The 25,941-nt window shown below is 46.7% G+C and carries 25 protein-coding genes; 13 read left to right on the top strand and 12 right to left on the bottom strand.

Annotation, left to right across the window (positions count from 1 at the left end; translation table 11 throughout):
* Positions 1-43 precede the first annotated feature (43 nt).
* Positions 44-715: a hypothetical protein gene (locus S7335_RS17540; RefSeq protein WP_050765915.1), complete on the bottom strand. Its 672-nt coding sequence runs from the start codon at positions 713-715 to the stop codon at positions 44-46.
* A gap of 298 nt (positions 716-1,013) precedes the next feature.
* Here S7335_RS17540 and S7335_RS17535 point away from each other — a divergent pair, with 298 nt between their 5' ends.
* The gene (locus S7335_RS17535) at positions 1,014-1,688 is read left to right on the top strand and encodes a response regulator transcription factor (protein ID WP_006454312.1); all 675 of its coding nucleotides are present in this window, start codon (positions 1,014-1,016) and stop codon (positions 1,686-1,688) included.
* Positions 1,689-1,755: 67 nt separating this feature from the next.
* Here S7335_RS17535 and S7335_RS17530 read toward each other — a convergent pair whose 3' ends face one another.
* The 3 genes from S7335_RS17530 to S7335_RS27925 all read right to left on the bottom strand — a co-directional run bounded on the left by S7335_RS17530 (position 1,756) and on the right by S7335_RS27925 (position 4,114).
* Positions 1,756-3,576 carry a CHASE domain-containing protein gene (locus tag S7335_RS17530; RefSeq protein WP_006454478.1) on the bottom strand — a complete coding sequence of 607 codons (1,821 nt, stop codon included), beginning with the start codon at positions 3,574-3,576 and terminating at the stop codon, positions 1,756-1,758.
* A gap of 8 nt (positions 3,577-3,584) precedes the next feature.
* Positions 3,585-3,899, bottom strand: coding sequence for a hypothetical protein (locus S7335_RS17525; protein ID WP_006456178.1), 315 nt, complete (start codon positions 3,897-3,899; stop codon positions 3,585-3,587).
* A gap of 62 nt (positions 3,900-3,961) precedes the next feature.
* Positions 3,962-4,114, bottom strand: coding sequence for a hypothetical protein (locus S7335_RS27925; protein ID WP_006454867.1), 153 nt, complete (start codon positions 4,112-4,114; stop codon positions 3,962-3,964).
* Positions 4,115-4,291: 177 nt separating this feature from the next.
* Between S7335_RS27925 and S7335_RS17520 the strand changes: the two genes are divergently transcribed.
* The 5 genes from S7335_RS17520 to S7335_RS17500 are packed head-to-tail and all read left to right on the top strand — an operon-like array spanning position 4,292 to position 9,929.
* Positions 4,292-5,977, top strand: coding sequence for an ABC transporter substrate-binding protein (locus tag S7335_RS17520; RefSeq protein ID WP_006457407.1), 1,686 nt, complete (start codon positions 4,292-4,294; stop codon positions 5,975-5,977).
* 1 nt (position 5,978) lies between these two features.
* The gene (locus S7335_RS17515; protein WP_006454109.1) at positions 5,979-7,007 is read left to right on the top strand and encodes an ABC transporter permease; all 1,029 of its coding nucleotides are present in this window, start codon (positions 5,979-5,981) and stop codon (positions 7,005-7,007) included.
* Entirely contained in the window at positions 7,004-7,873 is an 870-nt protein-coding gene (locus S7335_RS17510) for an ABC transporter permease (protein ID WP_006454846.1), read from the top strand. The genes S7335_RS17515 and S7335_RS17510 overlap by 4 nt, the downstream gene beginning before the upstream one ends.
* A complete protein-coding gene (locus S7335_RS17505; protein WP_006454261.1) occupies positions 7,870-8,937 on the top strand; it encodes an ABC transporter ATP-binding protein in 1,068 nt (355 codons plus the stop codon). The genes S7335_RS17510 and S7335_RS17505 overlap by 4 nt, the downstream gene beginning before the upstream one ends.
* On the top strand, positions 8,934-9,929 hold the full coding sequence (locus S7335_RS17500) for an ABC transporter ATP-binding protein (RefSeq protein ID WP_006455513.1): 996 nt from the start codon (positions 8,934-8,936) through the stop codon (positions 9,927-9,929). Before S7335_RS17505 ends, S7335_RS17500 begins: the two co-directional genes overlap by 4 nt.
* Before the next feature lie 112 nt (positions 9,930-10,041).
* Here S7335_RS17500 and S7335_RS17495 read toward each other — a convergent pair whose 3' ends face one another.
* The 4 genes from S7335_RS17495 to S7335_RS17475 all read right to left on the bottom strand — a co-directional run bounded on the left by S7335_RS17495 (position 10,042) and on the right by S7335_RS17475 (position 13,328).
* On the bottom strand, positions 10,042-10,947 hold the full coding sequence (locus S7335_RS17495) for a mechanosensitive ion channel family protein (RefSeq protein ID WP_006454520.1): 906 nt from the start codon (positions 10,945-10,947) through the stop codon (positions 10,042-10,044).
* Between the two features lie 301 nt (positions 10,948-11,248).
* The gene (locus S7335_RS17485) at positions 11,249-11,551 is read right to left on the bottom strand and encodes a hypothetical protein (RefSeq protein WP_006453597.1); all 303 of its coding nucleotides are present in this window, start codon (positions 11,549-11,551) and stop codon (positions 11,249-11,251) included.
* Positions 11,552-11,554: 3 nt separating this feature from the next.
* Positions 11,555-12,343, bottom strand: coding sequence for a DUF2267 domain-containing protein (locus S7335_RS17480; RefSeq protein ID WP_006453771.1), 789 nt, complete (start codon positions 12,341-12,343; stop codon positions 11,555-11,557).
* Between the two features lie 565 nt (positions 12,344-12,908).
* Entirely contained in the window at positions 12,909-13,328 is a 420-nt protein-coding gene (locus S7335_RS17475; RefSeq protein WP_006454521.1) for a DUF2294 domain-containing protein, read from the bottom strand.
* 609 nt (positions 13,329-13,937) lie between these two features.
* Here S7335_RS17475 and S7335_RS17470 point away from each other — a divergent pair.
* The 5 genes from S7335_RS17470 to S7335_RS17450 all read left to right on the top strand — a co-directional run bounded on the left by S7335_RS17470 (position 13,938) and on the right by S7335_RS17450 (position 19,062).
* On the top strand, positions 13,938-14,372 hold the full coding sequence (locus S7335_RS17470) for a CsbD family protein (RefSeq protein ID WP_006454313.1): 435 nt from the start codon (positions 13,938-13,940) through the stop codon (positions 14,370-14,372).
* A 160-nt stretch (positions 14,373-14,532) separates the two neighbouring features.
* Positions 14,533-14,895, top strand: a complete 363-nt coding sequence (locus S7335_RS17465) for a hypothetical protein (RefSeq protein WP_006456388.1) — start codon at positions 14,533-14,535, stop codon at positions 14,893-14,895.
* A 444-nt stretch (positions 14,896-15,339) separates the two neighbouring features.
* On the top strand, positions 15,340-16,329 hold the full coding sequence (locus S7335_RS17460) for a mechanosensitive ion channel family protein (RefSeq protein ID WP_006456067.1): 990 nt from the start codon (positions 15,340-15,342) through the stop codon (positions 16,327-16,329).
* 289 nt (positions 16,330-16,618) lie between these two features.
* A complete protein-coding gene (locus S7335_RS26160; RefSeq protein WP_006454179.1) occupies positions 16,619-18,076 on the top strand; it encodes a helix-turn-helix domain-containing protein in 1,458 nt (485 codons plus the stop codon).
* A gap of 62 nt (positions 18,077-18,138) precedes the next feature.
* Positions 18,139-19,062, top strand: coding sequence for a mechanosensitive ion channel family protein (locus tag S7335_RS17450; RefSeq protein ID WP_006456351.1), 924 nt, complete (start codon positions 18,139-18,141; stop codon positions 19,060-19,062).
* A gap of 161 nt (positions 19,063-19,223) precedes the next feature.
* On the opposite strand, the gene S7335_RS17445 is transcribed toward S7335_RS17450, so the two are convergent.
* Both S7335_RS17445 and S7335_RS17440 read right to left on the bottom strand, forming a co-directional pair.
* Positions 19,224-20,090 carry a DUF2382 domain-containing protein gene (locus tag S7335_RS17445; RefSeq protein ID WP_006453801.1) on the bottom strand — a complete coding sequence of 289 codons (867 nt, stop codon included), beginning with the start codon at positions 20,088-20,090 and terminating at the stop codon, positions 19,224-19,226.
* A gap of 383 nt (positions 20,091-20,473) precedes the next feature.
* Entirely contained in the window at positions 20,474-21,169 is a 696-nt protein-coding gene (locus S7335_RS17440; RefSeq protein WP_006453795.1) for a hypothetical protein, read from the bottom strand.
* A gap of 323 nt (positions 21,170-21,492) precedes the next feature.
* On the opposite strand from S7335_RS17440, the gene S7335_RS26155 reads away from it, so the two are divergent.
* On the top strand, positions 21,493-22,077 hold the full coding sequence (locus tag S7335_RS26155) for a YsnF/AvaK domain-containing protein (RefSeq protein ID WP_006456259.1): 585 nt from the start codon (positions 21,493-21,495) through the stop codon (positions 22,075-22,077).
* 115 nt (positions 22,078-22,192) lie between these two features.
* Here the strand turns inward: S7335_RS26155 and chrA are convergent, their stop codons facing one another.
* Both chrA and pip read right to left on the bottom strand, forming a co-directional pair.
* Positions 22,193-23,386 carry a chromate efflux transporter gene (gene chrA / locus S7335_RS17430; protein ID WP_006453914.1) on the bottom strand — a complete coding sequence of 398 codons (1,194 nt, stop codon included), beginning with the start codon at positions 23,384-23,386 and terminating at the stop codon, positions 22,193-22,195.
* A 152-nt stretch (positions 23,387-23,538) separates the two neighbouring features.
* Entirely contained in the window at positions 23,539-24,501 is a 963-nt protein-coding gene (pip, locus tag S7335_RS17425) for a prolyl aminopeptidase (RefSeq protein ID WP_006454187.1), read from the bottom strand.
* 367 nt (positions 24,502-24,868) lie between these two features.
* Between pip and S7335_RS26945 the strand changes: the two genes are divergently transcribed.
* Positions 24,869-25,941, top strand: a 1,073-nt coding sequence (locus tag S7335_RS26945) for a glycogen-debranching protein (RefSeq protein WP_038016468.1), incomplete at its 3' end; no start/stop codon positions are given.

Below are 25,941 nucleotides of genomic sequence, written 5' to 3'. Positions count from 1 at the left end.
CTATAAAACCGACAGATTGGGTTCTATTGTCTAGCTTTATCTGCTAATGACGATCTGCCAATAGCGTATCTACCGACATCAAAACCGAACGAACAGACACCCAAGTAAAATAGAGAAACCATAGCAGAATCCCTAGAAACTTGAAGCCGTCTTCTATCAAAAAGGTATTATTTTTCGATAGGTTATTCGTTGGAATAATGTTATCGAAGCCGACAGAAGAAGCAAATAGCGTGATGCTTAGCAGGAAAAGAAGCGGCTGTATCCTGAGGAATTGTTTACGAAAGCGAAAGAGACATGGCAGGAAAGCAATAATATAGGCAAGTAACACAAACTTTTCTCCTATGCCTAGGTTCTTTGGGAAAACTAACTCATGTAGCATGAACAAATCGTCTAGGCCTAATATCGCGCTGAAGCAACCGAATACTAATAGGAAATGCTTCTGTTCCTTTGCAGTTTGAAAAGCATGAACAAGAGCAGCGCCCATAAAACAAACTGCTGCTGTTGCTGTCCATAGCTGTATGCCTATGTTTGAAACAGCTCCATAGAAAAATGGATGGTCGGCGATCGCAGCCGGATCTCGAGTCAAAAGTGCTACTGGAACAGCAGTTTGCATCCCAATAAGTGCTAGAGAAAATATGCTAAGGGTCGTTAGCAAAGTAGTTATTTTCAAGTACTTTTTAGTCGACGGGGAATGAGTCGCTATTTCAATAGCCATCTATCTGTCATTAACCTTTTCTTATCCTTTCATAATCTAAACTTAATATAATCAGGCACGCAGATTAAGAAGATTCTGTGTGGATCTATAGCTTTGCGCGCTGTGCCTACTACACCACGGGAGGCTTTAGCTCCTGTCTACAGCGCAATGCGTATGTATAGCTGGGACGATAGACGGTGCTCTGCTACCACAATTTAAACAACCGCTTAGATCGCCGCGAGGAATGTGCTCTAGTACACAACGAACCGCTGTAGATCCATCATGCTAGAGAAGTCGCGCAAGAGTCAGGGACACAGCTATGCGTCTTCTATTAATTGAAGATGATATTCAGCTAGCAGAGTCGCTTTCAGAGGCTTTGACGGCTGAGCAGTACATTGTCGATGTGGTCAAAGATGGTGAGGCCGGCTGGAGCCAGATGCAGACTTTGGACTACGACCTGACGCTGATGGATGTGACCTTGCCCTATCTAGATGGGATTGGCCTTTGCCAGCGACTACGCAGTCGAGGTCATCAGCTCCCAGTACTAATGCTAACAGCGCGTGATACCAGTCAAGACAAGGTTCGTGGACTAGATGCGGGCGCAGACGCCTATATGGTAAAGCCCTTTGATTTATCAGAGCTGCTAGCGCAGATTCGAGCGCTGTTACGTCGAGGCAGCATACCAGCGGCGATCGCCCTTGCCTACGAACATCTTCAGCTCAATCCTGAAACTTATGAAGCTAGCTATGCTCAGCAGGCTCTACGGCTTACCCCCAAAGAATTTTCTATTCTTGAATTGCTGATGCGAAATGGCCGCCGTGTTTTGAGCCGTAGCTTCATTCTAGAGTCGCTGTGGTCTTTGCAAAGTCCACCTGACGAAGAAACCGTCAAAGCGCACATCAAAAGTCTGCGCAACAAACTTAGAGCTGCTGGTGCGCCTAAATCTTTTATTGAAACGGTCCATGGGGTTGGCTATCGCCTTCAGTTAGCTTGATACGCCTTGGTTAAACCGACTACCGACAGAAGTTTTTAATAGAGACCATCACAAATATCTCTATCTTCTACTCTATCTGAGGTAGCGTTACGGTAAACGTAGTACCTTCACCTAAAGCGCTTTCGCAAAGCAGAGTGCCGTGATGCAATTGTAGACAGGCAGAGACAACCGAAAGTCCGAGTCCCGTCCCTTGAATATGGCCTACATTCTTGCCCCGATAGAAAGCTTCATTGAGCCGGGCTTGATCTGCTTTATGAATACCGATGCCGCGATCGCTCACTTGAAAAACTAGATTATGAAGCTGACACGTGACGCTCAGTGACACCTGTGGTAGCTCCTTAGAATATTTCACCGCATTAGAAAGCAAATTAGTGAGCACTGCTCGTAGTAGCTGAGGATCGAAATAGGCCGCTGTTGGCACTGTCGATGAAACAATAAAGTTGACAGTAGGCGGAACGTCAAAACTACACCTCACTTCATCAATGATCTGTTTGCAAAACAAGGATAGATTGAGCGTTTCTGGCGAGAATTCAAGCTTGCCAGACTCAGCTCGTGCCAGCGTCAACAAGTCTCCTAGAAGCTGATTCATACGCTTAGCAGCCGCTCGAATCCGGCGGTAGATCCGAGGACGCTCTGTTCTATCTAAGTCTGTTTCCAACACCTGAGCAGAAAGCAAGATGCTTGCCAAAGGCGTTCGTAATTCGTGAGAAGCCATCGAGAAAAGACGAATTTTGAGAGCGCTGAGTTCTTGAGTTTTGATCAACGCGCTTTGAGTCTGAGCAAAGTAGCGAGCAACCATAAAGGTTAGTAGCAGGCCGATAATCAAGGTAGACAAAGCTCGCCACGGGGTAGTTGTCGGATAGTTCGCGGCAGGCGTGAAAGCGATCACCCAAGAGCGTTCACCTACCGTAAGCTGATGAACGCAGGCTTCAACTGTTGGGCAAAGTGTCCGTTGCTTCCGGTTTGTCAGAAGAGCGTTTCTCTGAAAAACTGTTGTAACCGTTCGAGTGTTTGCTTGATAGACCCCAAGAAGTTCTTCAGTAGGAGAAGCTGAGCGATCGCTGAGCGCGAAATCAATATCGTAGCTGAACGTTTCAAGAGATTCTTCTACAACCTCTGCGACTCGAAAAACACCGAGTAGATAACCCTGTAGCTGCGCTCGGCGGTCTTGAACGGAGCTAGGCACCATCCGAGATGAATACAGCGGTAGGAAGACCAGAAAGCCAAACTGGTTGTTATCTTCTTGGACCAATCGAATCCGACCAGAAGCCGCAACGCGGCCTGTATCACGCGCGGTTTCTAGCGCAGCTTGGCGTATATCATCAGAGGTCAGATCATAGCCAAGTGCAGGCTCATTGCCTTTGTAAGGCTGCACATATGTAACTGGGACATAGTAGGGGCGATCGCCTGCACGGACTAGCTTCCCTTGACTATCCTGCTCAGTGATTTGAAAAGTAGGATAGCCTTCAGCTCTAATGGTCGCCTCGAAAGTCGTCCGGGTTGGCAGACCAGAATTCTCCGCTTTGATTTCAGTTAATTGACTATCAGTTCCCTGGGCGTTGAGCGTATCAGCTAGTACGAAAGGAGCCCATTCTAGCGCTTGAATGCCTGGGTAGGTGGCCAGTGCTCGTTCTACAAAACGGTTAAAATCGGTGCGGGGAATGGTTTGTTCTGCGACCGCGTAGAAATCGCTTAAGGATAACAGAATGTCGGTGTACCGGTTGATACTGCGCTGGAGTGAAGTGGCAAGACTATCCGTTTGACGTTGGAACTGAAGGCGTTGGTTGGTGCGTTCTTGACGGGCGATCGCAGCAGCACTTAGCCCAGAAAGGCCGATGCCTACAGCCAGCGTTAGCGCAATAGGTAGAGTAGGACGGCCTATACGCACAAGGACGATTATGCTCCTATGATTATTGTAAAAGCTTGAATCATTCGTAGCCCGAATAAAGTGAGTAGTGCGATCGCAACAGAGCGATTAATCTGTTGACGACGTAGCCGACCAACACTACTCAATCTAGTAAGAAGGAGATAGAAAGCATAGTTTATTAGGCAGGAAAGTGGATAAAGCAAAATAGCGTTGAGTCCCATCCTCCAACCCCTCGCATAGTCATTCTCTATCCCTGGAACACCCAGAATCCAAAGGGGAAGTATCAAAACGCATAGGCTCGCAACTACGCTGCTGAAGATAGTCACTCGCCGGAAGGTCAGCATTGTTCTTCTTGGAATAACAGGCCTTACAATTAACTGTCTTATTATTCTTTTAATAGGAAAGGCTATCTGAAATAGTAGCTCAAAAACTGTAGCGTTCTAAATACCCGTTCTTGAAGCCTATCCCCAGAGGCAAAAGAGACCTCTACACGCCGGTACTTACCCATCCAGCTTACGAATACATCCATCTCTATATCCACCTGATAGACAACTTTCATCTATCAACCCCGTTCAAACCCTTGGCAAGTTACCATCAGCGTGAACAGCATAGAAATCTTCACTCTCCTTGTAGTTCTTCTCGAATTCTTCTCGAATTCTTCCCAGAAAGATTCATCTACGTCTTCTAACCTTCAATCAATGGTACTTGCCAAACGAGTTGGGAGAGAAACATAGCTATGCGGCGACGAGATTTATTCAAGCAGGGAGCAGCGTTTACGACCGGTATCTCTCTAGCAGCCTTGATCAATGCCTGTGGAAGCACTTCTGAGCCCACTGAACCTAGTAGCGACTCAACCGACAGCAGCGAAGATAATTCTGAAGGAAGTGCGCTTACTATTGTTCAAGGCGGTGGCTTCCCTAATGGGCTAGACCTGCACCAAGTCGGCACTAACCGCCCTGCCTATGGGACCTCTTGGGCAATTTACGATCGCCTTGTCACCTTCGGCACCAAAACCCTCGAAGACGGCTCTCTTTCCTACGACTATACCGATATCCAACCCGAACTTGCTGAGTCATGGGAAGTGGCAGAAGACGGGCTATCTGCTACCTTCAACCTCCGGCAAGACGCTACTTTTCATGACGGTACGCCTATCACTGCCAAAGATGTGAAATGGTCTTACGACCGAGCGGTCTCGGTAGGTGGCTTTCCTACCTTTCAGATGAAAGCAGGCGCCCTCGAAAGCCCTGATCAGTTCGTGATTGTTGACGACCACACCTTTAGAGTTGACTTTATCCGCAAGGACAAACTGACGCTGATGGATATGGCTGTTCCAATTCCAGCCATTATGAACTCTGCGCTGATAGAACCTCACGTTACCGAAGACGATCCTTGGGGCCTCGAATGGGCGAATGCTAACCCTGCTGGCGGCGGTGCCTACAAGCTAGAAACTTTTCAGCCCGAAGAGCGGGTGGTACTCGTGCGAAACGACGACTGGAAATCTGGGCCGCTCCCCGCTATTGAAAGAATCATTGAACTCAACGTTCCTGAAGCGGGCAATCGTCGCGCTCTGCTAGAAAGAGGAGATGTCGATATGTTCTATAACGTCTCTGAGAAAGACATCAGTGAACTGAGCGCCACCGATAGATTCACTGTGGTCTCTACGCCGATTGAAAACTGTCTGTACGCTGTCGATCTCAATACCCAGGCAGAACTTTCTGGAGCCGCTAACCCCTTCAGCGATGTCAAAGTTCGTCAGGCCGTCGCCTACGCCATGCCCTATGATGCCATTGTAGAAACTGCGCTCTATGGCCAGTGTGTCCCTATGTACGGGGCGCAAAGTATGGAGCCTAGTACGATTGAATGGCCCCAGCCCTATCCTTACAATACAGATCCAGATAGAGCCCAAGCGCTGATGGCCGAATCCGGCTATCCAGACGGCTTTGATACTACGCTTGCCTTTGATTTAGGTACCCAGGAATGGGCCGAGCCGATGTGTGTACTTATCCAAGAGGCGCTAGCACCGCTTGGCATCAATGTAACTTTGGAGAAGGTGCCTAGCGCCAATTTTAGAGGCGTGCTAGTCGAAAAAAGCCGACCTATGATTGTCAACGGATTTGGCGGCTGGCTCAACTACCCTGACTATTTTTTCTTCTATTCCTATCACGGTCAAAATGCCACTTTCAACGGCAGTTCCTACCAGAATCCTAAGCTAGATACGTTTGTAGATGCGGCTCTAAAACAAGAAGCAGGGACACCTGAGTATGAGGAAAACGTCAAAGGATTCTTGAAAATTGCATTCGAAGAAATGCCGCGTATTCCAATCGCGCAGCCTTACCTGTCTGTCGCTATGCAAAACAATGTTGAAGGCTATCAGTACTGGTTTCACCGTCAGCTAGACTATCGCCCTCTAGAGAAGGTGTAGTATGGCTCGCTCCTCTACCGCCGCCTTGATCGCTCGTCGAACCTTTGCTGCTATTCCGAGTGTGCTTGGCGTTATTGTCCTTACCTTTATCCTCACTCGCGCTCTACCTGGTGATCCGGCGGCTTACTTCGCCGGGCCTGCTGCTAGCCAAGAGGCTATAGAGCAAGTTCGTGAAACGTTAGGTCTCAATCGCAGCCTTCCAGAACAATTTTTCATTTATCTTGGAGAACTGGCGCGAGGCGATCTTGGTAGTTCACTGACTACAGGCCAAACGGTTCTTTCTGACTTGCTCACTCGGCTGCCAGCTTCTTTAGAATTAACGTTGGCAGGGCTGTTCTTTTCACTCACGTTAGCGATCCCTTTGGGTATTCTCGCTGCCACTCGTCCCGGGTCTTGGATAGACCATGGCGTTCGGGTCTTGGCAACAGCAGGCGTTTCTCTGCCTACTTTCTTCACAGGTCTTTTACTGATCTATGTCTTTTACTTTCTCTTTGGAATCGCACCAGCGCCGCTTGGACGGTTGGATATTCTTTATTCTCCCCCTCGCTCTATTACAGGCCTATATCTGATAGATAGCCTTTTGTCAGGTAATCTAGAAATCTTTTGGGCAGCGCTGTCACAGCTATTTTTACCGGCTGTTACTCTCGGTCTGTTTGCCCTAGCGCCGCTAGCTAGAGTTACTCGAGCAGCGATGCTTGCTGTACTCTCTAGCGATTTTATTCGCACTGCTAGAGCGAGTGGTCTATCTACTAGAACCGTGCTGTTTGGCTACGCTTTTCGTAATGCTCTTTTACCTATTGTCACCACTTTAGGTGTTGTTTTCTCTTTCTTACTGGGTGCAAATGTGCTGGTAGAAAAAGTGTTCTCCTGGCCAGGAATCGGTTCTTACGCTGTGTCGGCCTTGGTCGCTTCAGACTATGCAGCGGTGCAAGGATTTGTGCTAACGATGGCTTTGCTGTATGTCGTGCTTAATCTGCTGATCGATTTGTTGTACGTCGTGATTGATCCTAGAGCGGGGGTAGAATCGTGACTTTGCTACAGACCTCTTCAAAGCAATCTTTCTGGTCACAGGCTCGCTATATTATTAGCGAGAATATTGTTACCTTCTTCGCGTTTCTTCTATTCTTTGTCCTAGTGCTATTTGCGCTGTTTGGCAGTGCGATCGCCCCTTATGATCCGCTCGCTAGCGACGCCACCGTTCCGCTCTCACCCCCGACAGTCTCGCACTGGTTTGGCACTGATGATCTTGGCCGCGACATCCTTAGCCGCGTGATTGTGGCGACTCGGTTAGACCTAGGTATTGCTGTGGTTGCCGTTGCGCTTTCATTTTTTCTCGGTAGTATCCTAGGCACCTGTGCAGGCTACTTTGGTGGTCTAGCAGATCGCATTATCAGTCGCTTGGTCGATACCATCATGGCTTTTCCTTTGTTCGTTCTAGCAATGGGACTAGTAGCGGCGCTCGGTAATACAGTCGAGAACATTATTTACGCGACTGCGGTCATCAACATTCCGCTTTATACCCGCGTTATTCGCTCCGAAGTGTTGATTCGTCGTGAGGCTGGCTATGTAGAAGCTGCGCGCCTAGCCGGTAACAATCACCTGCAAATCATGACATACCATTTATTTCCCAACGTTCTTCCTGTGATGATGGTGCATATTTCACTCAACATGGGATGGGCCATTCTTAACGCTGCTGGACTTTCTTTTATTGGCCTGGGTGTCCGTCCCCCTACACCCGAATGGGGCATTATGGTCGCTGAAGGAGCAACCTATATTATCTCTGGAGAATGGTGGCTAGCTATCTTCCCCGGTATTGTTCTGATGATTGCCGTGTTTTGTTTCAATCTGCTAGGTGATGGCCTAAGAGATTTGATTGACCCCAGGATGAGAACGTGAAAGATAATCCACAGGTCGCTCAGTTTTCACAGTACAAAGTAGATTCCCTCACAGGAGAAACGGTTTCAAGCGATGGTATGTCTCTTCTTTCTGTTCGAAATCTTTCTCTGGAATTTCGTACCCGTACTGGTACTGTCAACGCTCTAGAAAACATTAGTTTACAGGTTTACCCTAGTGAAACAGTGGGTATTGTCGGCGAATCTGGCTCTGGAAAGTCTGTCCTTGCTCTGGCCATTATGGGCATCCTCGATCCGGCGGCTCACATCACTAGTGGCGAGGTTCTTTGGCAGCAGTCTGACACCTACGATTTACTGAAAACTTCTGAGAAAGAACTGAGGCGGCTACGCGGCAAAGCACTGTCGATGATTTTTCAGAGTCCGCGCACTGCGCTGAATCCAATTCGCAAAGTGGGTAAGCAAATTGTCGATGTTTTGCGCGCTCACACTACGCTTTCTAGAACTCAACTTAAGCCACGTGCATTAGAACTGCTCGCCAGCGTTAGAATCCCTGACCCACGGCAGCGCTACAATGCCTACCCTTACGAGCTTTCGGGTGGTCTATGTCAGCGCGTTATGATTGCTTTGGCGATCGCCTGTTCCCCCCAGCTACTGATTGCTGACGAACCGACAACCGGTCTAGATGTCACTACTCAAGCTACGGTAATGACGCTGCTCAAAGAGCTAGCCACGGCAAAGCGAATGGCGACCATTGTGATCACTCACGATTTAGCACTAGCCTCAGAATACTGCGATCGCATCCTGGTTATGCACGCTGGCCATCTAGTTGAAAGCGCCCCGACTCATATGCTTTTTCGCTCTCCCGCTCATCCTTATACCACCAAGCTAATTGCCGCCACGCCTGAGCCGCATAAGGGGTTCAATGATTTGGTTCCTATTCTAGGGGACCTACCAGACTTGCGCCGAGCAGACCTGCCGCCCTGTCGGTTTATCAGTCGGTGCGATCGCGCTACCGACCAGTGCTTCAGCGCGCCCCTTTTAGAACAACAGATTACTCAAGATCATCAGGTCGCCTGCTGGCACCCGCTAGAAATAGACACGACATGAACAACGCTCCTCTGCTACAAGTTTCAGAGCTTGCCAAACATTTCCCAGTTAATTCAGCCTCTGCTGCCTGGCTTTCTCGCCAGCGGCCATCTCATCTTCATGCGGTAGATGGGGTCACCTTCAGCATTCAGCCAGGAGAAAGTATTGGCTTAGTCGGTGAATCTGGCTGCGGGAAATCTACCTTAATTCGTTTGATTGCTCGTTTGATTGAGCCAACATCTGGGAAAGTCCTATTTAACAACGTTTCTATCGGTCAAATTCCAGTCAGTATGTTCTCTCACAGTCCATACCGAGCCGATCTACAGATGGTTTTTCAAGACCATAGCGATAGTCTAAATCCACGGTTTACTGCTTTCGACACGATCGCAGAGCCAATTAAACGACTAGGCCCTACTTACACAAAACCACAGCTACAGCAGCGCGCTGCCGAACTTGCCCAGCTAGTCGGTCTTCCAACAGAGCTACTCAGCCGCTTTCCTCATCAGCTATCTGGCGGACAAAAAGCCCGCGTGGGCATTGCTCGGGCGATCGCTTTAAACCCTAAACTTCTCATTCTTGATGAGCCGACGTCTGCCCTTGACGTTTCTGTCCAGGCCATCATTCTGCATCTGCTCAAAGATCTCAAACAGCAGCTCAACATGAGCTACCTATTCATCTCGCACGATCTAAACGTAGTGAGATTATTATGCGATCGCATTTTAGTGATGTATCTTGGCAAGCTTGTAGAAACGGGTCCTACCGACACCATCTTCAATCATCCCCAGCATCCCTACACACAGGCGCTCGTTTCGGCGATTCCTAGTTTTGCTGCCGTTCCACAACGAATTCCGCTGACGGGAGAGCCACGTAGCCCCATCAATCCTTCTCCCCATGTTTGCCGCCTCTATGGGCGCTGTCCAAAAAGCGATGATCACTGCCAGCAAGCCCAACCAAACCTTCGGCCCCTTAGCGCTAGCCATGAGGTCGCCTGTCACTACCCTAGCGCATTATGACTGTGCCAATAGGTACCCCAGTGAATACTTTTAGATATGTACTATTGCATCTACATAGATGCGATATAGCTGCTTTATTTTTTCTGTGCCAAGCAGTTGATGTGTTACAACCTCACTTATGTGTGGGTGTTTGTGAACGACCATTCGCGTCTTCTATGCGAGCGTTATCACTGTATTTTTCCTGATCAAAGTGATAGATCGTACGAATAGGATATGGAATATTGATATCTGCTTGATCACAAGCTTTCTTCAGAACTAGCATCATCTGCGTCTTTAATCGGCGAACAGAGGCCTGATCTGATCGGGTCCAGTAGCGCACGACCATATCAATAGAGCTATCACCAAAGCCGACGATGTCCACCTCGACTGCCGGATTAGAAGTGACTTCTTCGACACTTCTAGCAGCTTCCGTCAGCGTTCTGACTGCATGGGATAGGGGTGTATTGTAGTCTACGCCAATTGCTAGATCGGTCCGCCTGCTTGGCCTACCTGTCATCACCTGTACCGGACTAGTAAAGACAATAGAATTGGGCACCACAACTAGCTCACCCTGATAGGTTCTGATCTGTGTGGAGCGCAGCGCAATTTCTTCGACAGTGCCTTCAAAGCTATCGACGATAATTTGATCTCCTATTGAGAAAGGCTCTTGGAGTAGCAGTAAAACGCCAGATAAAAAGTTTTTGAAGATGTCTTGAAAAGCAAAACCTATGGCAACTGAGCCTAGTCCTAACAGAGCAATTAAATCACCAAACCCAAGATCAGGAAAAGCGATAATACAGGCAAACAGAATACCAGCAGTCCACGTTGCCGCGAAGCTGGTCTGAACAAGCAAAGACTGTAGGGAAAGACTCTTGAGCGTTCTCGAGGCTACTCTGTGCATGCCTCGGCGAACCAGATTAGCTACCGTTCGGGTGAGCAGCAGAATAATCACTGCCAAAATAATCTGAGGAAAGACAACGATCGCCTGCGCCGCTATATCAACCAGCTTACTTCGGATTTCTTCGAGCAACATATCCATATCGGTCCCTTCACCTATATCTAGATGTATGTACCTAGACGACTACCTTTCAGATGACTAGCTGCATTTATCATCGAAAAGCTCACCACAGACAAGCCACTCAGATAGGGGCTCTCTATGATGAGCTGTCGGAAACTAGGCTACCGCCAATGTTAGCAATTGTGCAAGCGCAATTGAACCAGCTCGAACCGGCTCTGGCCTCAATCGCTATATCAAGCACTCATAACTACAGAAGCTAGGTGAAGGATGTGAAAGGCAGACTTGTTTTTTTAGCTTAGTTTTTAGCTTGGTATGCTTATTACTACCATTTGCGATCGCCCTCTTCATCTGTGCGCGCCTGGCGGATCACGTCGGAAATCTCTTCTGCATCCTTCACGTGATGTAGTGCTTCTTTCTCGCCGTCTTCGCCTTCTACAGTGAAGTAGGTTGGCACCTCAACTGGATTGCCGGTAGCATCTTCATAGGCCACGGCAGTCTTCTCGCCCTTTTCTTCCACAGAAGTACCCGGAGGCGCTTCCTTATCACCAGGGTTAATATTTTCGGTCCCCGGCTGATTGGGTTCTCTTGGATCGTGTCCGCTTGGATTGTTGTCGGTCGTTGCCATAATTTATGCTTCCTCCCATAATGTACGAACTTCACCCGGCATGAACTCTGCTATCTCAGCAACTCGCTCGTTAGAAAGTTCTTCTTTAGTGGCGCTAAAGACTGCCTTGACGACTGTTTGTGGACCAGTGGTTTTTGGCAACCCTCCTTCTTTCTCGATTCTAAAAAAGAAGGTCTTATCATCAAACTTCAGCTTAGGTCGAATCTGACTCAGGAACCGAACCAACGGATTAGAGTCTTTCCACAAATCAGCAACCTCTTCTTGAGCTGCTTTCTTGTCAGTATCGACCGCGGATGTGTGCAGTTCGCTAGCGACATTGCCTGCAGCTTCTGTGGTCATTAGGTCTCGCATGGTGCGAAAGACTATCTCTGTAAGGTCTCTGGCATCGTAGATATCAGAGATATGGCCTTTGAGCATGACCTTCTTCAAAAAGTCCATATCTTTAGTCGCAATCGGCGTACTTGGCCCTGACTGCAGGCCTTCAGGAGGATTCTCGCTCATCCTTTTAAACAGGTCCTGGCCACTGGGTGTAAGCTCAACAGACTGAAGCTCTACATTATCTGGCAGTGGGTTAGGACCTGAGTCGGCGTAAGCATCTCCGGAGAAGTCTGCCTTGATGTACCCTTTCTGGTTCATGTAGTCAAGGTGCGCCAGAATCTCAGTTCTGTCGGTATTGCGGCCGACAAAATCTGCTGCTGTCAAGCTCAAGGGAAGCGGCTCAGACGAGTCTGGGCGATCGCTCATCTTCTTCAGCAAGATGTATGCAAGATCCTCTTTTAACTCTATTGCCATAAAAATGCTCCAGTAGTTCTTTTAAACGAAAGTATCTGCGCTATGTACGCAAGATTTCACAAGTATGACTGCCTATAGATGAAACATACTCGTAGATAAAGACTAGAGAAGCAGCTCTAAGAGAATTAGAGTCATCTTTACAAAAATAAATTAGCCTGTAAACAGGAGCCGAAGGAACCCATCGACACAACTCTCTTTGCCAAGCTTGTCTAGTCACTAAAGATATTAAGATGGTGCGTACAAGGGACTAGTCAATCAATAGAAGGAATAAAGCTAAAGCAGAGGCCTACCTTCTGATATATATTCTCTTTGCACATATACCGCTATGGCTCTTACAGACCTCCAGTGTTCTATGGTAGGTCAGTAGCAGATTCTATTCGAACCGCTGTATCCGAGGCCGTAATTTCACGACCAACACTTTCAAGACCAGCATTACAGCAGAAAGCTTATCTTATCTGATTAATTCACTAAAACTCATCACGCGAAACTTATTGCGCAGAACCCAGAGTTTCTGAGGACACAAAATTTCCTAAAACAGGGATTTTGATTAGCTTCGCTAAATGCTTTACTTCTTTAGCTTAGGAATAGCTTCTGGATTACGGACTTTCGGTGCGTCTGATAGGACAACGATAATACCAATTCTGCCTGTTTCGATGGCTGCGTCGCACAGTAGGTCTAGAACGTCAACGCCTAGTATTTCTTCAACTAATGTCTTGATCTGAGGCTGCATCGCCTCGTTTAAATCCGTACGAACTTTCTCCGCTAGTTCTAACTGCCCTTCTTCGAAAAGTAGCTTCTCTGGCTGAGTCACCGAATCTTCTAGAACAACGACAAGCTTTCGACTAAATAGTTGACATGACACTTTACTGGGTTGTTGACCCAGATGCTTTTTGTAAAGCGCCTGTATCTTTTGTGAAAGCTCCCGTTCGATTTGTCCAACAGTTCGCTGCTCAGTTGACTCCATCCGCTGCTCAGTTGTTTCCATATTACCTTTTCTCTTGGTTTGACGAACTGTTATTCATAATCAGGGCTGAGCTACGATAGGTCACAAGAAGGAGAGTTAACAAAGAATGCTTGCTCAATTCATCATCAAGTAGATTAACTATCTAATGTAGACGCCGTACCCTTTTGGTGCATATCCTTCGTAGGATAGCTCTTATTTTATCTAAAATTATGACTATGCCGCACCACAAAGGATAGAGATGGATCATTCCTCTTATATCTATTAAGGAGGAAACGTTTGAAACCCTTATGTGATAGGCCAGATGGACTATAGAACCAGTCTTCAGTACAAATGCTTCTTTGCACTATGCCTATCACGGATTATCTGTTAGGGCCTGTTAAGTTCAGTAGCGCTAGGTTGTGCTAGCAGCGGGCAAGTGGGAGTTCTTCAATTGAAGAACTCACAAGGTTTCTATAGACAGTTAGAATGTCAAGCTCTCTAGATAAGTAGAGATCCTGGGCGAGCATAGACAATTGTTTCTTTCTATAGATGCACTCGAATCTTCCGGAAGATGGATGGGGCTAGGATCGATAAAGCGATTCTATTAAGGAGCTGACTAAATTATTTTAGGAATAATAAGGAGACGTTAGGATGGTTGTTCTTGACCAACGTTTGAATGCGCTAAGGCAGTGGTTTTTTCGCGCAGCCTGTCTGGTGATGGTGACTATTGCGATCTTTGGCAGTTCCGTAGCATCTGCGTATGCAGTTGGCTCACAAGCGGCAGCTGATGTCGTCAACGAGCGGGCTGCTGCTGAGCTAGATAGGGTTGCTGGTGCTGGTGCTAGTGACCAAGTTGAAGGAGCTGTTGATAGTGCAGTTGGTACAATCAAGCGTGGTGTCGGTGCAACCAAAGACTCTTTAGATATGGACAGCGCTGCTAATAAGATAGACGGAGCGACTGACCAACTAGAGGGCAAGGTAAAGCGCGACATTGGCCGGACCAAAGGTGCTGCTGCTGACGCTGCTGACGACGTCGAAGACGCTACTGGTGGCGTAGTTGAATCTATTAAGGACTTCTTTAATTAGGAATTGTTAACTGCACTCCTTGTATAGAGTAGCTATGTCCTAGCCTAAAATTGAGTCGAGTTGAAGGACTTTCTATAAAGCTAGCTGTCTAGCAAGTAGCCTACAGAGCAAACTGTGTTACTCGACTCGTTCATCTTTTAAATTCTCAGGAGAAATTTCCATGAAAAAGATACTCAACTATCTTTCAACGTTGACTGCTAGCTTCCGTCCATTTGTGATCGCGGCTGTCTGTGCGGTTTTCCTCTTCACTAGTGCTGCTCCGGCGCTTGCTATCGGCGGTAGCAACTCTAGTCCTTCGAAGGGTTTGGAGCAGTTAAACACCGTCCAAAAAAAGTCTGAGAACACAATCTCTGGCAAGCTTTCTAGCAATAACGATGGCAAGAGCGTTATGAAGAACTCCGCTGAGGGGTTAAATGGCGTGCAGGGTGCAGGGGATAAGGAGAACATGTATAGTCCTAAAGACTCGAGCGCTACTTCTGTCGAAGAAAACATTCAAGAAGCGTTAGAAGAAATCACTCCATAGTTGTCTTATAGTAGTTACTTTGTATTGGTGTTTTGACATTGGTTTTTATGACCGCATCGAAACAACCATACCTATCAAAGCGTTACAACTATAAGTATCGTTGATTATCGTTTGACTAAGTCTAGCAACGAGCTGCTGAGCAAACGCCATCAATAAGAAAAAGGGCTAACCGAGAAGATGTTCCGGTTAGCTCTTTTTGATGCTTTGTATTCCATGTTTGTAACGACGCGGTGCAGTTCAGGTGCAGTCTTACTTATGTGGTTGGGTAATCTACTGTTAGCTAAAGCTTTCGGAAATTTGTATAGTCTTTGCAGATCTTACTGAAGCAACAAAACCCTGTTGATTCTTTCTAAGCTTGGTCCATTCACAGATAGAGGAATAGGTTACATCTTGTTCTATACTGTGCTCTTGTATACAAAGTTGATAGGATTCTCTAAGAAAAACGTGGAAAATAGTATTTCACTTTCAGCAGCAACGGAAAAGCTCTCAAGTATGATTCAAGGGGCGATCGCACTGCTTCCAAATATTGTTATCGGCATTGTCATCTTTATCCTTTTTTGGATTCTAGGTAGATTTGTTCGATCTTTTATTCGACGGCAAACCAAACATCGAGACACGCGCAACGTTGGTCTAGTTTTTGGTCGTTTGATTCAAGGGGGGCTGGTTATTCTAGGTTTCCTAATTGCGGCTACTATCATTTTTCCTAGCTTTAATCCTGCTGACGCTCTAGCAGCTTTGGGTATTGGCGGTGTTGCTATTGGCTTTGCCTTTAAAGATATTCTACAGAACTTCCTAGCGGGTATATTAATTCTGCTAACAGAACCTTTCAAGCTAAACGATCAAATTATCTTTAATGGCTACGAAGGAACTGTAGAACACATTCAGACAAGAGCAACGACTATTCGCACTTATGATGGTCGCCGGGTAGTGATTCCTAATGCAGAACTTTTTACTAACGCAGTCATCGTCAATACTGCTTATGATCGTAGACGATTAGAATACGATATCGGAATTGGCTATGGCGATGATATCGCCCAAGCGAAGAAAATCATCCTTAGAACCCTCAGTAGCCGCAATGAAGTCATCAAAGATCCCGCACCAGAAGCACTAGTTGTCGCGCTAGCAGATAGCACAATTAACATCCGAGCTCGCTGGTGGATTGAACCGCCGAGACAGGCTGACATGGTAGCATCAAGAGATTGGGTTCTAGAAAATGTATGTAACGAGTTGGTTGCTGCTGGAATAGATCTACCCTTTCCCACTCAACAGGTTCTCTTCCATGATCAGACCGAGGAAACTGACGGGAATAGAGCCAAGCAACGAGAAGGGTGGCCTGTTCAGCCAGAAGGAGACTCGCCTAGAGCACTCAATCTTTCTCGCTCTGTGCTAACAATGGTCAAAAGACAGCGCGAGCAAACAGAAAACGGTCAATAGCTATACTATAGATATCCAACAAATAGATATCCAACAGATAGCTACTCAGCAAATAGTTACCCGACATAATCTGCGAGCATACCCATGTTTTACATATCCCCATATCGATGGGTCGGACGTTAGTAGGTTGTGTTTTAGTGAGCTACTGAGGTATTGGGTTGTCTCATGGTATGAATCCGCTTCTTGTCTGAATTTAGGGTTTATATCGGGATGAGCGAAGCGCTTATGGGAATGACTATAGAGCTCTGTTGATAGAGGCAGAAGGAAATAGCTGCACTACTAAATCACTATGGCCAAACAAGCCTCCAAATTCAGAGATTGGCTACTCGACAAACGTTTCTTTCGAGTAGGTTGGTTTGCTAAGGATACTCATCTTGCGCCAGAGCCAGAAGAAGCCCTCGCTAATCTACCAGATGAGGTCGCTAGTGCGCTGATAGATGCAGCAAATGATCTATCAGCTCATCCTTCTGCAACACAGGCTATATTAGATCCTTTAAATAGCGCGATCGCACAATGGATGGAAAATCCCAATAGCGCTAATAACTCTATAGTTTTTCTAGCTCAGCCTGTCTTGCCAGTTTCTTTGATCCTAGGGGAAAGTCTTTCTAGGTTGGATATTGAGAACAAGCAGATAACTTTTAAACTACTAGATTGGGTGAAGCGTCCGCCACATGGCGCAAACATTCGAAGAAGACTAGAGAAAGAAATCGGTCCGGTCGCACCGAAGTCTGATGAAATGGAGCGGCCTAGTGCGAAGCAGCTCACTGTTATTCCTAATCTTTGTTGGTGCTTTTTACGAAGTGTCCAAGGTCTAGATGGTATTGACTATATGCAAGATACGGTAATGAACGACTCAAGTCAGTTCATGGTGCTAGGCTGCGGACAAATTGGCTGGGAGTATTTAAAGTCTACCCTCAAATTTCATGCCTACTGCGACCAAGTGTTGCACCTACCCAGTCTATCTGGAGAACAGCTTCAGGAATGGCTAGATCCTATTATCAGTCAGTTTGATATTCACTTCAGTGATGCAGCCCTACACAAACGTCTAGGAAATCCAAACCAGCTGAAAGATGTTAGTTTTTCTATTGACAAGCCAGTTGAAACACTTTCAGAGATTGCTCAAGAGGCAACAGCAACAGTAAAGTCTTCCGTACGTTTTGTCAAAGAGGCGATTGATCACGACAGTGATACGCAGAGCGCTAGCCCAAAACTTGAGTATTTCAACCGTCTAGCTAATATCTCAGATGGGATAAGCATCGTAGCACTGCAGCTATTCATCAGGTCACTACGCTACGAAAAAGATACTGACTATCCCACGGGTAGCGATACCGGTAGTTGCATGGACAGCGGTTCAAATAAAGGGCTAAGTCGGGGGTTGAAAAAGGGCCATGTGAATAAGCAAGGCACTCTGGAGAAGTCTAGTCAGAAGCCCAATCAGAAGCCCAATCAAGGCAGTACCCAACCTGTCAAAATTGTTGCTCAGCTACCAAAACTACCGCCTCTCCCGGAGCTTAGTCAAAGCGATTTATATCTGCTGTATGCACTGATGCTTCATGGCGACCTTACCATTGATGCATTAGCAGAAAGTCTAGGAGACTCTCCCCAAGTTGTTAACAATCAGGTTCAAGTTCTGCGCAACGAGGGTGTTATTGAACAGAAGAACGGCGTGATTAAAACTAACCCAATTCACTACCCAAGACTAAAAAGAGAGCTAGCGAACAACAATTTCATCATTATGACATCATGAAATAGAGCAAGAAGCGATAGTAATTAGATTGATGAAGGTAGCTTAATAGGAATAAGTCATAGATGATTGATCTATTTAGAAAGCCCTTGATAAGGATGCTGATAGCACAATCAACCCCGGGGTCGGCACAAAACTCAACTCAAGACTCCGCTAGAGAGGCAGCCGATCAAACTAGAGAGTTGATTAGCAAAATTACTGGGCCAAAGATTCTTCAGGCGCTGATTATTATTGTTGTTTGCTATCTGACTATTAAAGGCGTAGACGCTTTGGTAATCTGGCTATCAGAGCAAGTAGCTAGGCACAATCGCTTACGGATAAAACAGTTTCAGCCGTTTGTACGAACGACTGTCATGACGATAACTGTCATTCTATTGATGAATCTGTTTTTAAACCTTTCGAGAGAGAACGTACTAGCAGTGACTGGTACCGTTGCGGTTGCTCTAGGGTTTGCCTTTAAAGATTATGCTAGCTCGATTATTGCAGGCATCGTTGGGTTGTTTGAAGCGCCATATCGGGTTGGAGATAGGGTGGCGATCGCAGATGAGTACGGCGAGGTTGTTAGCTACGGATTGAGGGGTATTCGCTTGCAGACTCCCTCCGATAATATCGTGACTATTCCACACAGCCACATTTGGACTAACCCTGTCTCTAATGCCAACATGGGCGAACTAGAGGCGCAGGTTGTCACGGAGTTTTATTTAGACCACGAAGTAAACCCTGAGCAAGTTGAGAACATCTTGTATCGGATTGCCTATACCAGTAAATATACGCATCTGAAGCTACCTATTACAGTTGTAATGTCTGAACATAGCTGGGGGAGTTTGTACAAACTGCGCTCCTATCCCCTAGATGCTAGAGATGAATTTGCCTATAAGACAGATCTAACAGTAAGGGCCAAGAAAGAATTTACTAGGCACGGCCTATCTTATCCAAAGCGGTTTGATCTACTAGAGGACGATCAACAGCGAAGAAAAAGTGAGAGCTGAGGCTTTTTGACACTTATGTAATGCTCTTCGTGATTGACCTTTTATTCGGAGCATTCAAATCAACAGAGGTAAAAAGGGTTTGAAGGTCATTTGACCTCTAACCCTTCTGATAAGTTATTACGATTCGCTTGTACTGAGCAAGTTGCTCTGATAGCAAAAAACTATCGATCAATTACCGTCGAACTGCCAGCATCTACATCCAACTCTTCTCGGCGGATAGTAGCTTCTTCGCTAACAACTTCTTGCTCGCGCTCTTTTCTAACTGAAACCTCTTCACGAACCACAGCTTCTTTACGAATATCTGCTTGCTCCTCAAATACTTCTACGCGGGCAACTTCACCTTCAGCAAAATCGTGTGCAGTAGTTCCAGCGGTGGTTGTAGTAGGTGTGGTTCGCTCGACCACAACTCTCTCTTTCTCAATCGGAACAGATACTTTCGCTGTCTCAGCCTCAACCCGCTTGCCTACAACGACGTCACCGGTTTTGACGACATTCTTATCAGCAATCAAACGCTCTTCATAAAGGCGGATGGGCTGATTCGTATCCGTATTATCTACTGCGTATAGGTCAGGGTCTCTATCGTATGTGTAGTTATCGCGGGTGTAAGTACCAGCAGTACTCGCTACGCCAGCAGCACCGACCGGAGCACTCTGACTAGCTGCGTTCTCTCTATAGATGCCGCGTACATTTTCCTCGTAGTCATAGTCTACGGTTGTGCTCTCATTATATTCAGGTAGATTCTCTACCTGACCCTTACTCAGTCCTGCTACATACACTCGTTTTTGAGCATTATCAAACTTAGCACGACCGATTGGGAGCAAAACTTTCTTACCGAAGAACCAAAAGCCTGTATCCACAATTAGGTAGCGAAACTGGCCGGTAGTATCATCGAACAAGCCATCTTCTACAGAGCCAACTTTGTCGTCGCCGTCTGCGTAGACGGTATAGTCGTCTAGGTGGCTAAGGCTATTGTCACTAAAAGTATTCTTATAGTCTGGATAAGTGTTCTTTAGGCTTACTAATGCCATACGTTTTACCTCTTTGAGTGGTTATGTACCTACTAAGTCTAAAAGAACAGATATTATCTTTCATCGCATATAGGAAAGAGCCTTATATTTTTTTTCTATTCATATAGTGATATTTCTTTCTAGACAGAGGACATGATTTTTGCTGTTGTATTGAAATGTCATACGTAAGAGAGGGTATGTATGCTGATGCCGAAAGACTATCTAGACGCTTGAGTTCTAAAAGCTTTGAGGTGTTCGTGTCTATGCCAAATGCACTATTCTATCTCCTTCTTTTCTAGTAACCCCCTTTAAAAAAGAAGAAAGGTGACGTAGTACGTACGTCACCTCGGCAAACAAGATTTGTCATTTCAAAAAGCGGTCACTTCAAAAAGCTGAGTAGTTATCTATCGAACAACAGCTCTAGGCCGCTTTGCGCCAACTGTAGAGCCGATTAGCGCAGCGACCAATCCCAGCAAGGAACCAATGATGAAGGAAATACTAGCTGTGGCTGCTGACGCTGCATATTGTGCCGCTTCTTGGGGGGTGACGTTGGGAGCTGCTTGAGTAACTTGGTCGGGATTAGGTAGAGAAGCACCACCGGGCTCAATAACCTGAGTAAGTGCACCGCCAGCGCTAGAAGCTATCACACCGAAGGCTCCAGAAACACCGCTAGCGAGCAGCCAACCACTGATTACTAGGGTCGTTGCCCACATAATGGTTGCGTTGAGCATTGCTGTCTTCTTGTTCATCGGACCACAGGAAGCTGCCATTGCCCATGCGCCTAAGAAAAGAGAAATTAATAAGCTGATAATTGCCCAGATCCCTATGCCTGTGCCGATCGAACCAGGCGTCGCTTCACCTGCCGCATATCCGCCAACGGCTGCTCCCAAAGCACTTAACATCAGTTGCGAAACAAGGGCTACTACGATACCTGCAAAAATAGGACCCCAGCGAACGGTATCGTGATATTCCATAACTGGATTCGCAGGTACGGCGCTCGTGGTTGCAGAAGTGACATGAACATTCGAGCTTGTTCTATCAGGTATTGTTCTATCGGGCGTTGTTCTATCAGGTGGTGTTCTATCAGGTGTATATGCCATAGTGCAAAGGCTCCAGTAGGGGTCGTTTATTACATTACGTCTCAAGAGGTAAGTAATTAGAGGCTCATCCTATAAAGAAGTAGGCAGACACAAACCATTCAAAAGAGTGAATGTATTCAGACGAAAGGTATAGAATTTTCTGTGTTTATAAATACCAAATTGAGGGAATATAATAAATTAATCCGGAAATATGAGGTAAGTGTGGAGATCTACTAGCTCTTAATGTTTCTTATTAAACTTTATCTTTCCCTTGACGGAAGAAGATCTCAGTGCCGATAGGTCACTATATAGCAGAGATTATTTATTCAGCCCTTGGAGCTATTATGCCTGGTCCTTTGAACGATGATGATCGTATTCCTGTAATGAGATCAGTAGAAGAATCAATTCCTGTTGAAGCAGCTGTCGAACCAGGAGTTGATTCTTCTAGAGACATAGCTACAGAACCACAGAGTAAAGATTCTGTTGTGTCGAACCCTTCTATGTCTATAAGCGATGGTCGCGCTGCTGGGGTAAGACCATCGTCTATCGAACTATATGAAGAGCAGCTTGTAGCTCAAACTCGCAGAGTGAAAACCGGCGAGGTGAAGATATCCAAACGCATCGTGACAACTGACGCCAGCGCGGATGTGCCTGTCACCAAAGAGAAAATCATCATCGAGATTGAATCGGTATATGGTGGAGAAACAAGAATAGATATAGGGGAAGCTGAAACTGCTGAAGACGGCTCTGTTCGCATGGGTATCTATGAAGAGCAAGCACTATCTTGCCGTCGAATTGTGCCCTATCAGAATGTATCTTTGAGAAAGGAGATTGTGACTGATACCGTTAGAGCGCAAGAGATACTACGAAGAGAAGAAATAGACATCACAACAGAAGGTAGCCCCAATATAGAAGAAAGACAGTGTTGAAGAAAGATAGAAACTCACTACAGACAACGTGAACTATGGTTTGGGGAAGTTTTAACCTCATCAAGTCAGGCTTCTAGAGCAGTGGGTCTTGAGCAACAGGTCTTGGCGCTTCCCCCTATACTAATCCACTCAGATGTAGGCAGAGACCGATTCCGCCGCCCGCTAGAACTAACCAAGCCGAGTTTATCTTGAAGCGAAGCACCAATACAGCGCTTAACAGCGCTAAACCAACTGTCAACCAATCTACGAACGCTGCTTGGGCTAAGGTATAGGTGACTCCGGCCATAAGTCCTAAAGACCCAGCATTAACACCGTCTAGGAAACCGCTAGCCCACGGTGACCGGCGGATCTTAGGGACCCAGGGATTGACTAAACCTACCAGCAAAAAGGCCGGAAGGAAGATACCAATTGTGCCAGCGATCGCCCCGGCGTTGCCTGCTAGGAGATAGCCCACAAACGTAGCTGTGGTAAACACTGGGCCGGGAGTGATTTGGCCGATAGCGATCGCGTCTAAAAGTTGTTGCGAAGTTAACCATTGTTTCTCTACTAAATCTCTTTGAAGAAAAGCTAGCAACACATAACCGCTACCATATAGCACACAGCCGACTTTTAGAAAGAATAAGAAGACACCTCCCCAGCCGATAGAGACAGCGGTTGCAGCGGTCCTTCCTACTTGAGCTAATAATCCTGAAAATGGCAACAAGATTGCGCCAACCCCAACATTTCTGTTCTGGTAATTTTTGACTAGCATCACGACTAATCCTGACAGTAAAAGCAACAGGATTTCGTTCATACCTGTAAAGTAAAGAGCAATTGCACCCAACCCTACTGCCGTCGTTGGTAGATCTTTAGCTGCTTTCTTACCTAGCTTCCATAGCGCCTGAAGTACCACCGCAATAATCACAGGTTTGATCCCATACAGCAACCAGCCTACCTGTGGCACTGTTTGATAGCGCACATACAGTGCTGCTAGTACCCACACCATCACCATCGCTGGAAAGATGAAGCTTCCTCCAGCGACAAACAGCCCTCGCCATCGGGCGCGCTCATAGCCGATATGAATCGCTAGCTCAGTAGAATTTGGCCCAGGCAAAAGGTTCGTAACGCCAATTAGATCGAGTAGCTGGTCGCGACTCATCCACCGCCGCCTTTTGACTACCTCATCATCCATCATGGCAACATGGGCAGCCGGTCCTCCAAAGGCAACTACGCCTAGTCGGAAAAACACGCTTGCTAGCTCACGAAGTCGACTTTGCTGTTGTTCAGGCGGCAGCGATGAATAGGCAATCGTCTCTGGCTGCTGTTCCATGATTCAATTTGTGACACTAGGTGCTCGACAATACCGAATCTACCTTAAGACTAAATTAACAAGCTACTTTGTAATGGCGCGGCGGTTGGCTCCATCATCTTTTTACGAGTCGCGTTATGAGTCAAGAACCTAAAAGTAGGTCAGCTAGGTACTTATTCCGGTTGACTGCCCTGTTTAGCAAAGCGATCGCTAGCTTCTACGAGCGCACTCGTAATCCCAGGTTCAGTTGCAGAATGTCCAGCCTCATTGACAATGATCAGCTCAGATTCTGGCCAAAGGCGATGGAGTTCCCAAGCAGAAGTCATTGGACAAACCACATCGTAGCGACCTTGGACAATAACGGTAGGAATATGCCGGATGGCGTCGATGTTATCAAGTAGGTAATTAGGATTATCAAAGAAACCACCGTTAATGAAGTAGTGGCATTCGATTCTGGCAAAAGCATCGGCAAAGCTGCCTTCGCCAAAGCGTTCAATTAGATCGGTATCAGGGATCAGTTTGCTAGTGCTGGCTTCCCAAATAGACCAGGCTCTGGCGGCTGTTTCTCGAGTAGTAGCGTCCTCACTGGTGAGCCGATCGTAGTAGGCTGTGACCAAATCGCTGCGTTCTTCTGGTGGGATAGGCGCAAGATAGCCTTCCCAAGCATCTGGAAAAATATTGCTAGCACCAGATTGATAGAACCACTGAATTTCCTTGGGCCGAAGCATAAAGATGCCGCGCAGAATCAGACCATCGCATCTATCTGGATGCGTTTGTGCGTAGGTAAGCGCTAAGGTGCTGCCCCAGCTACCTCCAAAAACAGTCCATGTTGAGATAGAAAGGTGCGATCGCAGCCTTTCAATATCTGCTACTAGATCCCAGGTTGTGTTTTCAGTCAGTTCTGCATGCGGCGTACTTTGGCCACAGCCACGTTGGTCGAACAAGATAATTCGCCACTTGGCCGGATCAAAAAACTGTCGATATAGCGAGACAATGCCGCCGCCCGGTCCGCCATGCAAGAAAACCACAGGCTTGCCATTGGGATTGCCTACTTCTTCGTAATAGAGCGTATGTAGAGACGAAACCGGCAGCATCCCACGAAAATAAGGCTCGATGGGCGGGTATAGCTGACGCATAACAAGTCTAGAAGAAAACTACCTTTCGACTATTCTGACAGCAGAGGCGACCAATGCGCGGACAACCACACTGGTATGTCTAGATCATGTTGGCTTTGACTTTCTGATGTCTTCTCCAAACTTTTCTTAGGCTTGTACTTAGCTTTGAGGTCGTGACCTTTTTGCAACCGATTGACGCGGTGGCGTTCTATCTCAGAGTCTTTCCCGCTAGAGAGCAATCTTTGGTACGGTTCAAGAGGTGATATGTACTTCTAACAGATACTTAAGAACATATGGTTTATAGGTGCTATTCATAGGTACAAGATCCCCAGGGTCGGGATCTCAAGAGTTAGGATTTCAAAGATTAGGATTTTAAGGGTTAGGAGTAATGACAGTAGAAGTTTGGCCAGGGAAGTCCCATCCTTTAGGCGCCACGTGGATGGAAACAGGTACAAATTTCGCGCTGTTTTCTGAGAATGCCACCAAGGTAATTCTATGTTTGTTTGATGAATCTGGGCAAGAGACGCAGGTTTCCCTGCCGAAGGTGACCAATTATATTTGGCACGGTTTCATTCCAGGAATAGGTCCCGGTCAGCGGTACGGATTTCGAGTAGAAGGTCCCTATCAGCCCAAGCTCGGCCATCGGTTTAACGTTAACAAACTGCTGATCGATCCTTATGCAAAGGCGCTGACAGGCGATATTCGCTTTGGTCCTGAGCTATTTAGCTTTCCAATGGACGATTTTGCAAATCTAGATCGCGATTTAGATTTCTCCCTGACCGATAGCAGTTCGGCCATGCCAAAATCCGTAGTAGCTGATGATAGCTTCGATTGGCAAGGTGACCAACATCCAGATATTCCTTGGGATCAAACCATTATCTATGAAGTTCACGTTCGGGGCTTTACTAAACAGCACGATAAAATTCCGCCCCACCTAAGAGGCACCTATGCTGGGATGGCCCATCCAGAGGCGATCGCCCATCTTAAAGACCTCGGAATCACCGCTGTTGAACTACTGCCTGTCCATCACTACAACGTCTATCCAGGTCATCTGGTCACAACCGGTCTGCACAACTATTGGGGTTATGACTCACTCGGATATTTTGCCCCGCACGCCGGCTACAGTGCTAAACCTGGGCAGCAGGTACGTGAGTTCAAAGCCATGGTGAAGGCGCTGCATGAAGCTAATATCGAAGTCATTCTTGATGTGGTTTATAACCACACCGGAGAAGGGAACCATCTGGGGCCTACGTTCTCTTTGCGCGGTATTGATAACGCTGCCTATTACCGTTTGGTAGAAACAGCGCCGCGGTATTACATGGACTTCACTGGCTGTGGTAATTCTTTGAACGTGCGTCATCCTCAAGTGCTAAAGCTAATTATGGACAGCTTGCGCTATTGGGTTCAGGAGATGCATGTAGACGGCTTCCGCTTTGACCTTGCCTCTGCTCTAGCACGCGA

The organism is Synechococcus sp. PCC 7335 (genome assembly GCF_000155595.1).
Taxonomy (GTDB): domain Bacteria; phylum Cyanobacteriota; class Cyanobacteriia; order Phormidesmidales; family Phormidesmidaceae; genus Phormidesmis.
Note: the sequence above shows the minus strand (reverse complement) of the source record. Positions and strands in the feature narration are given on the sequence as shown.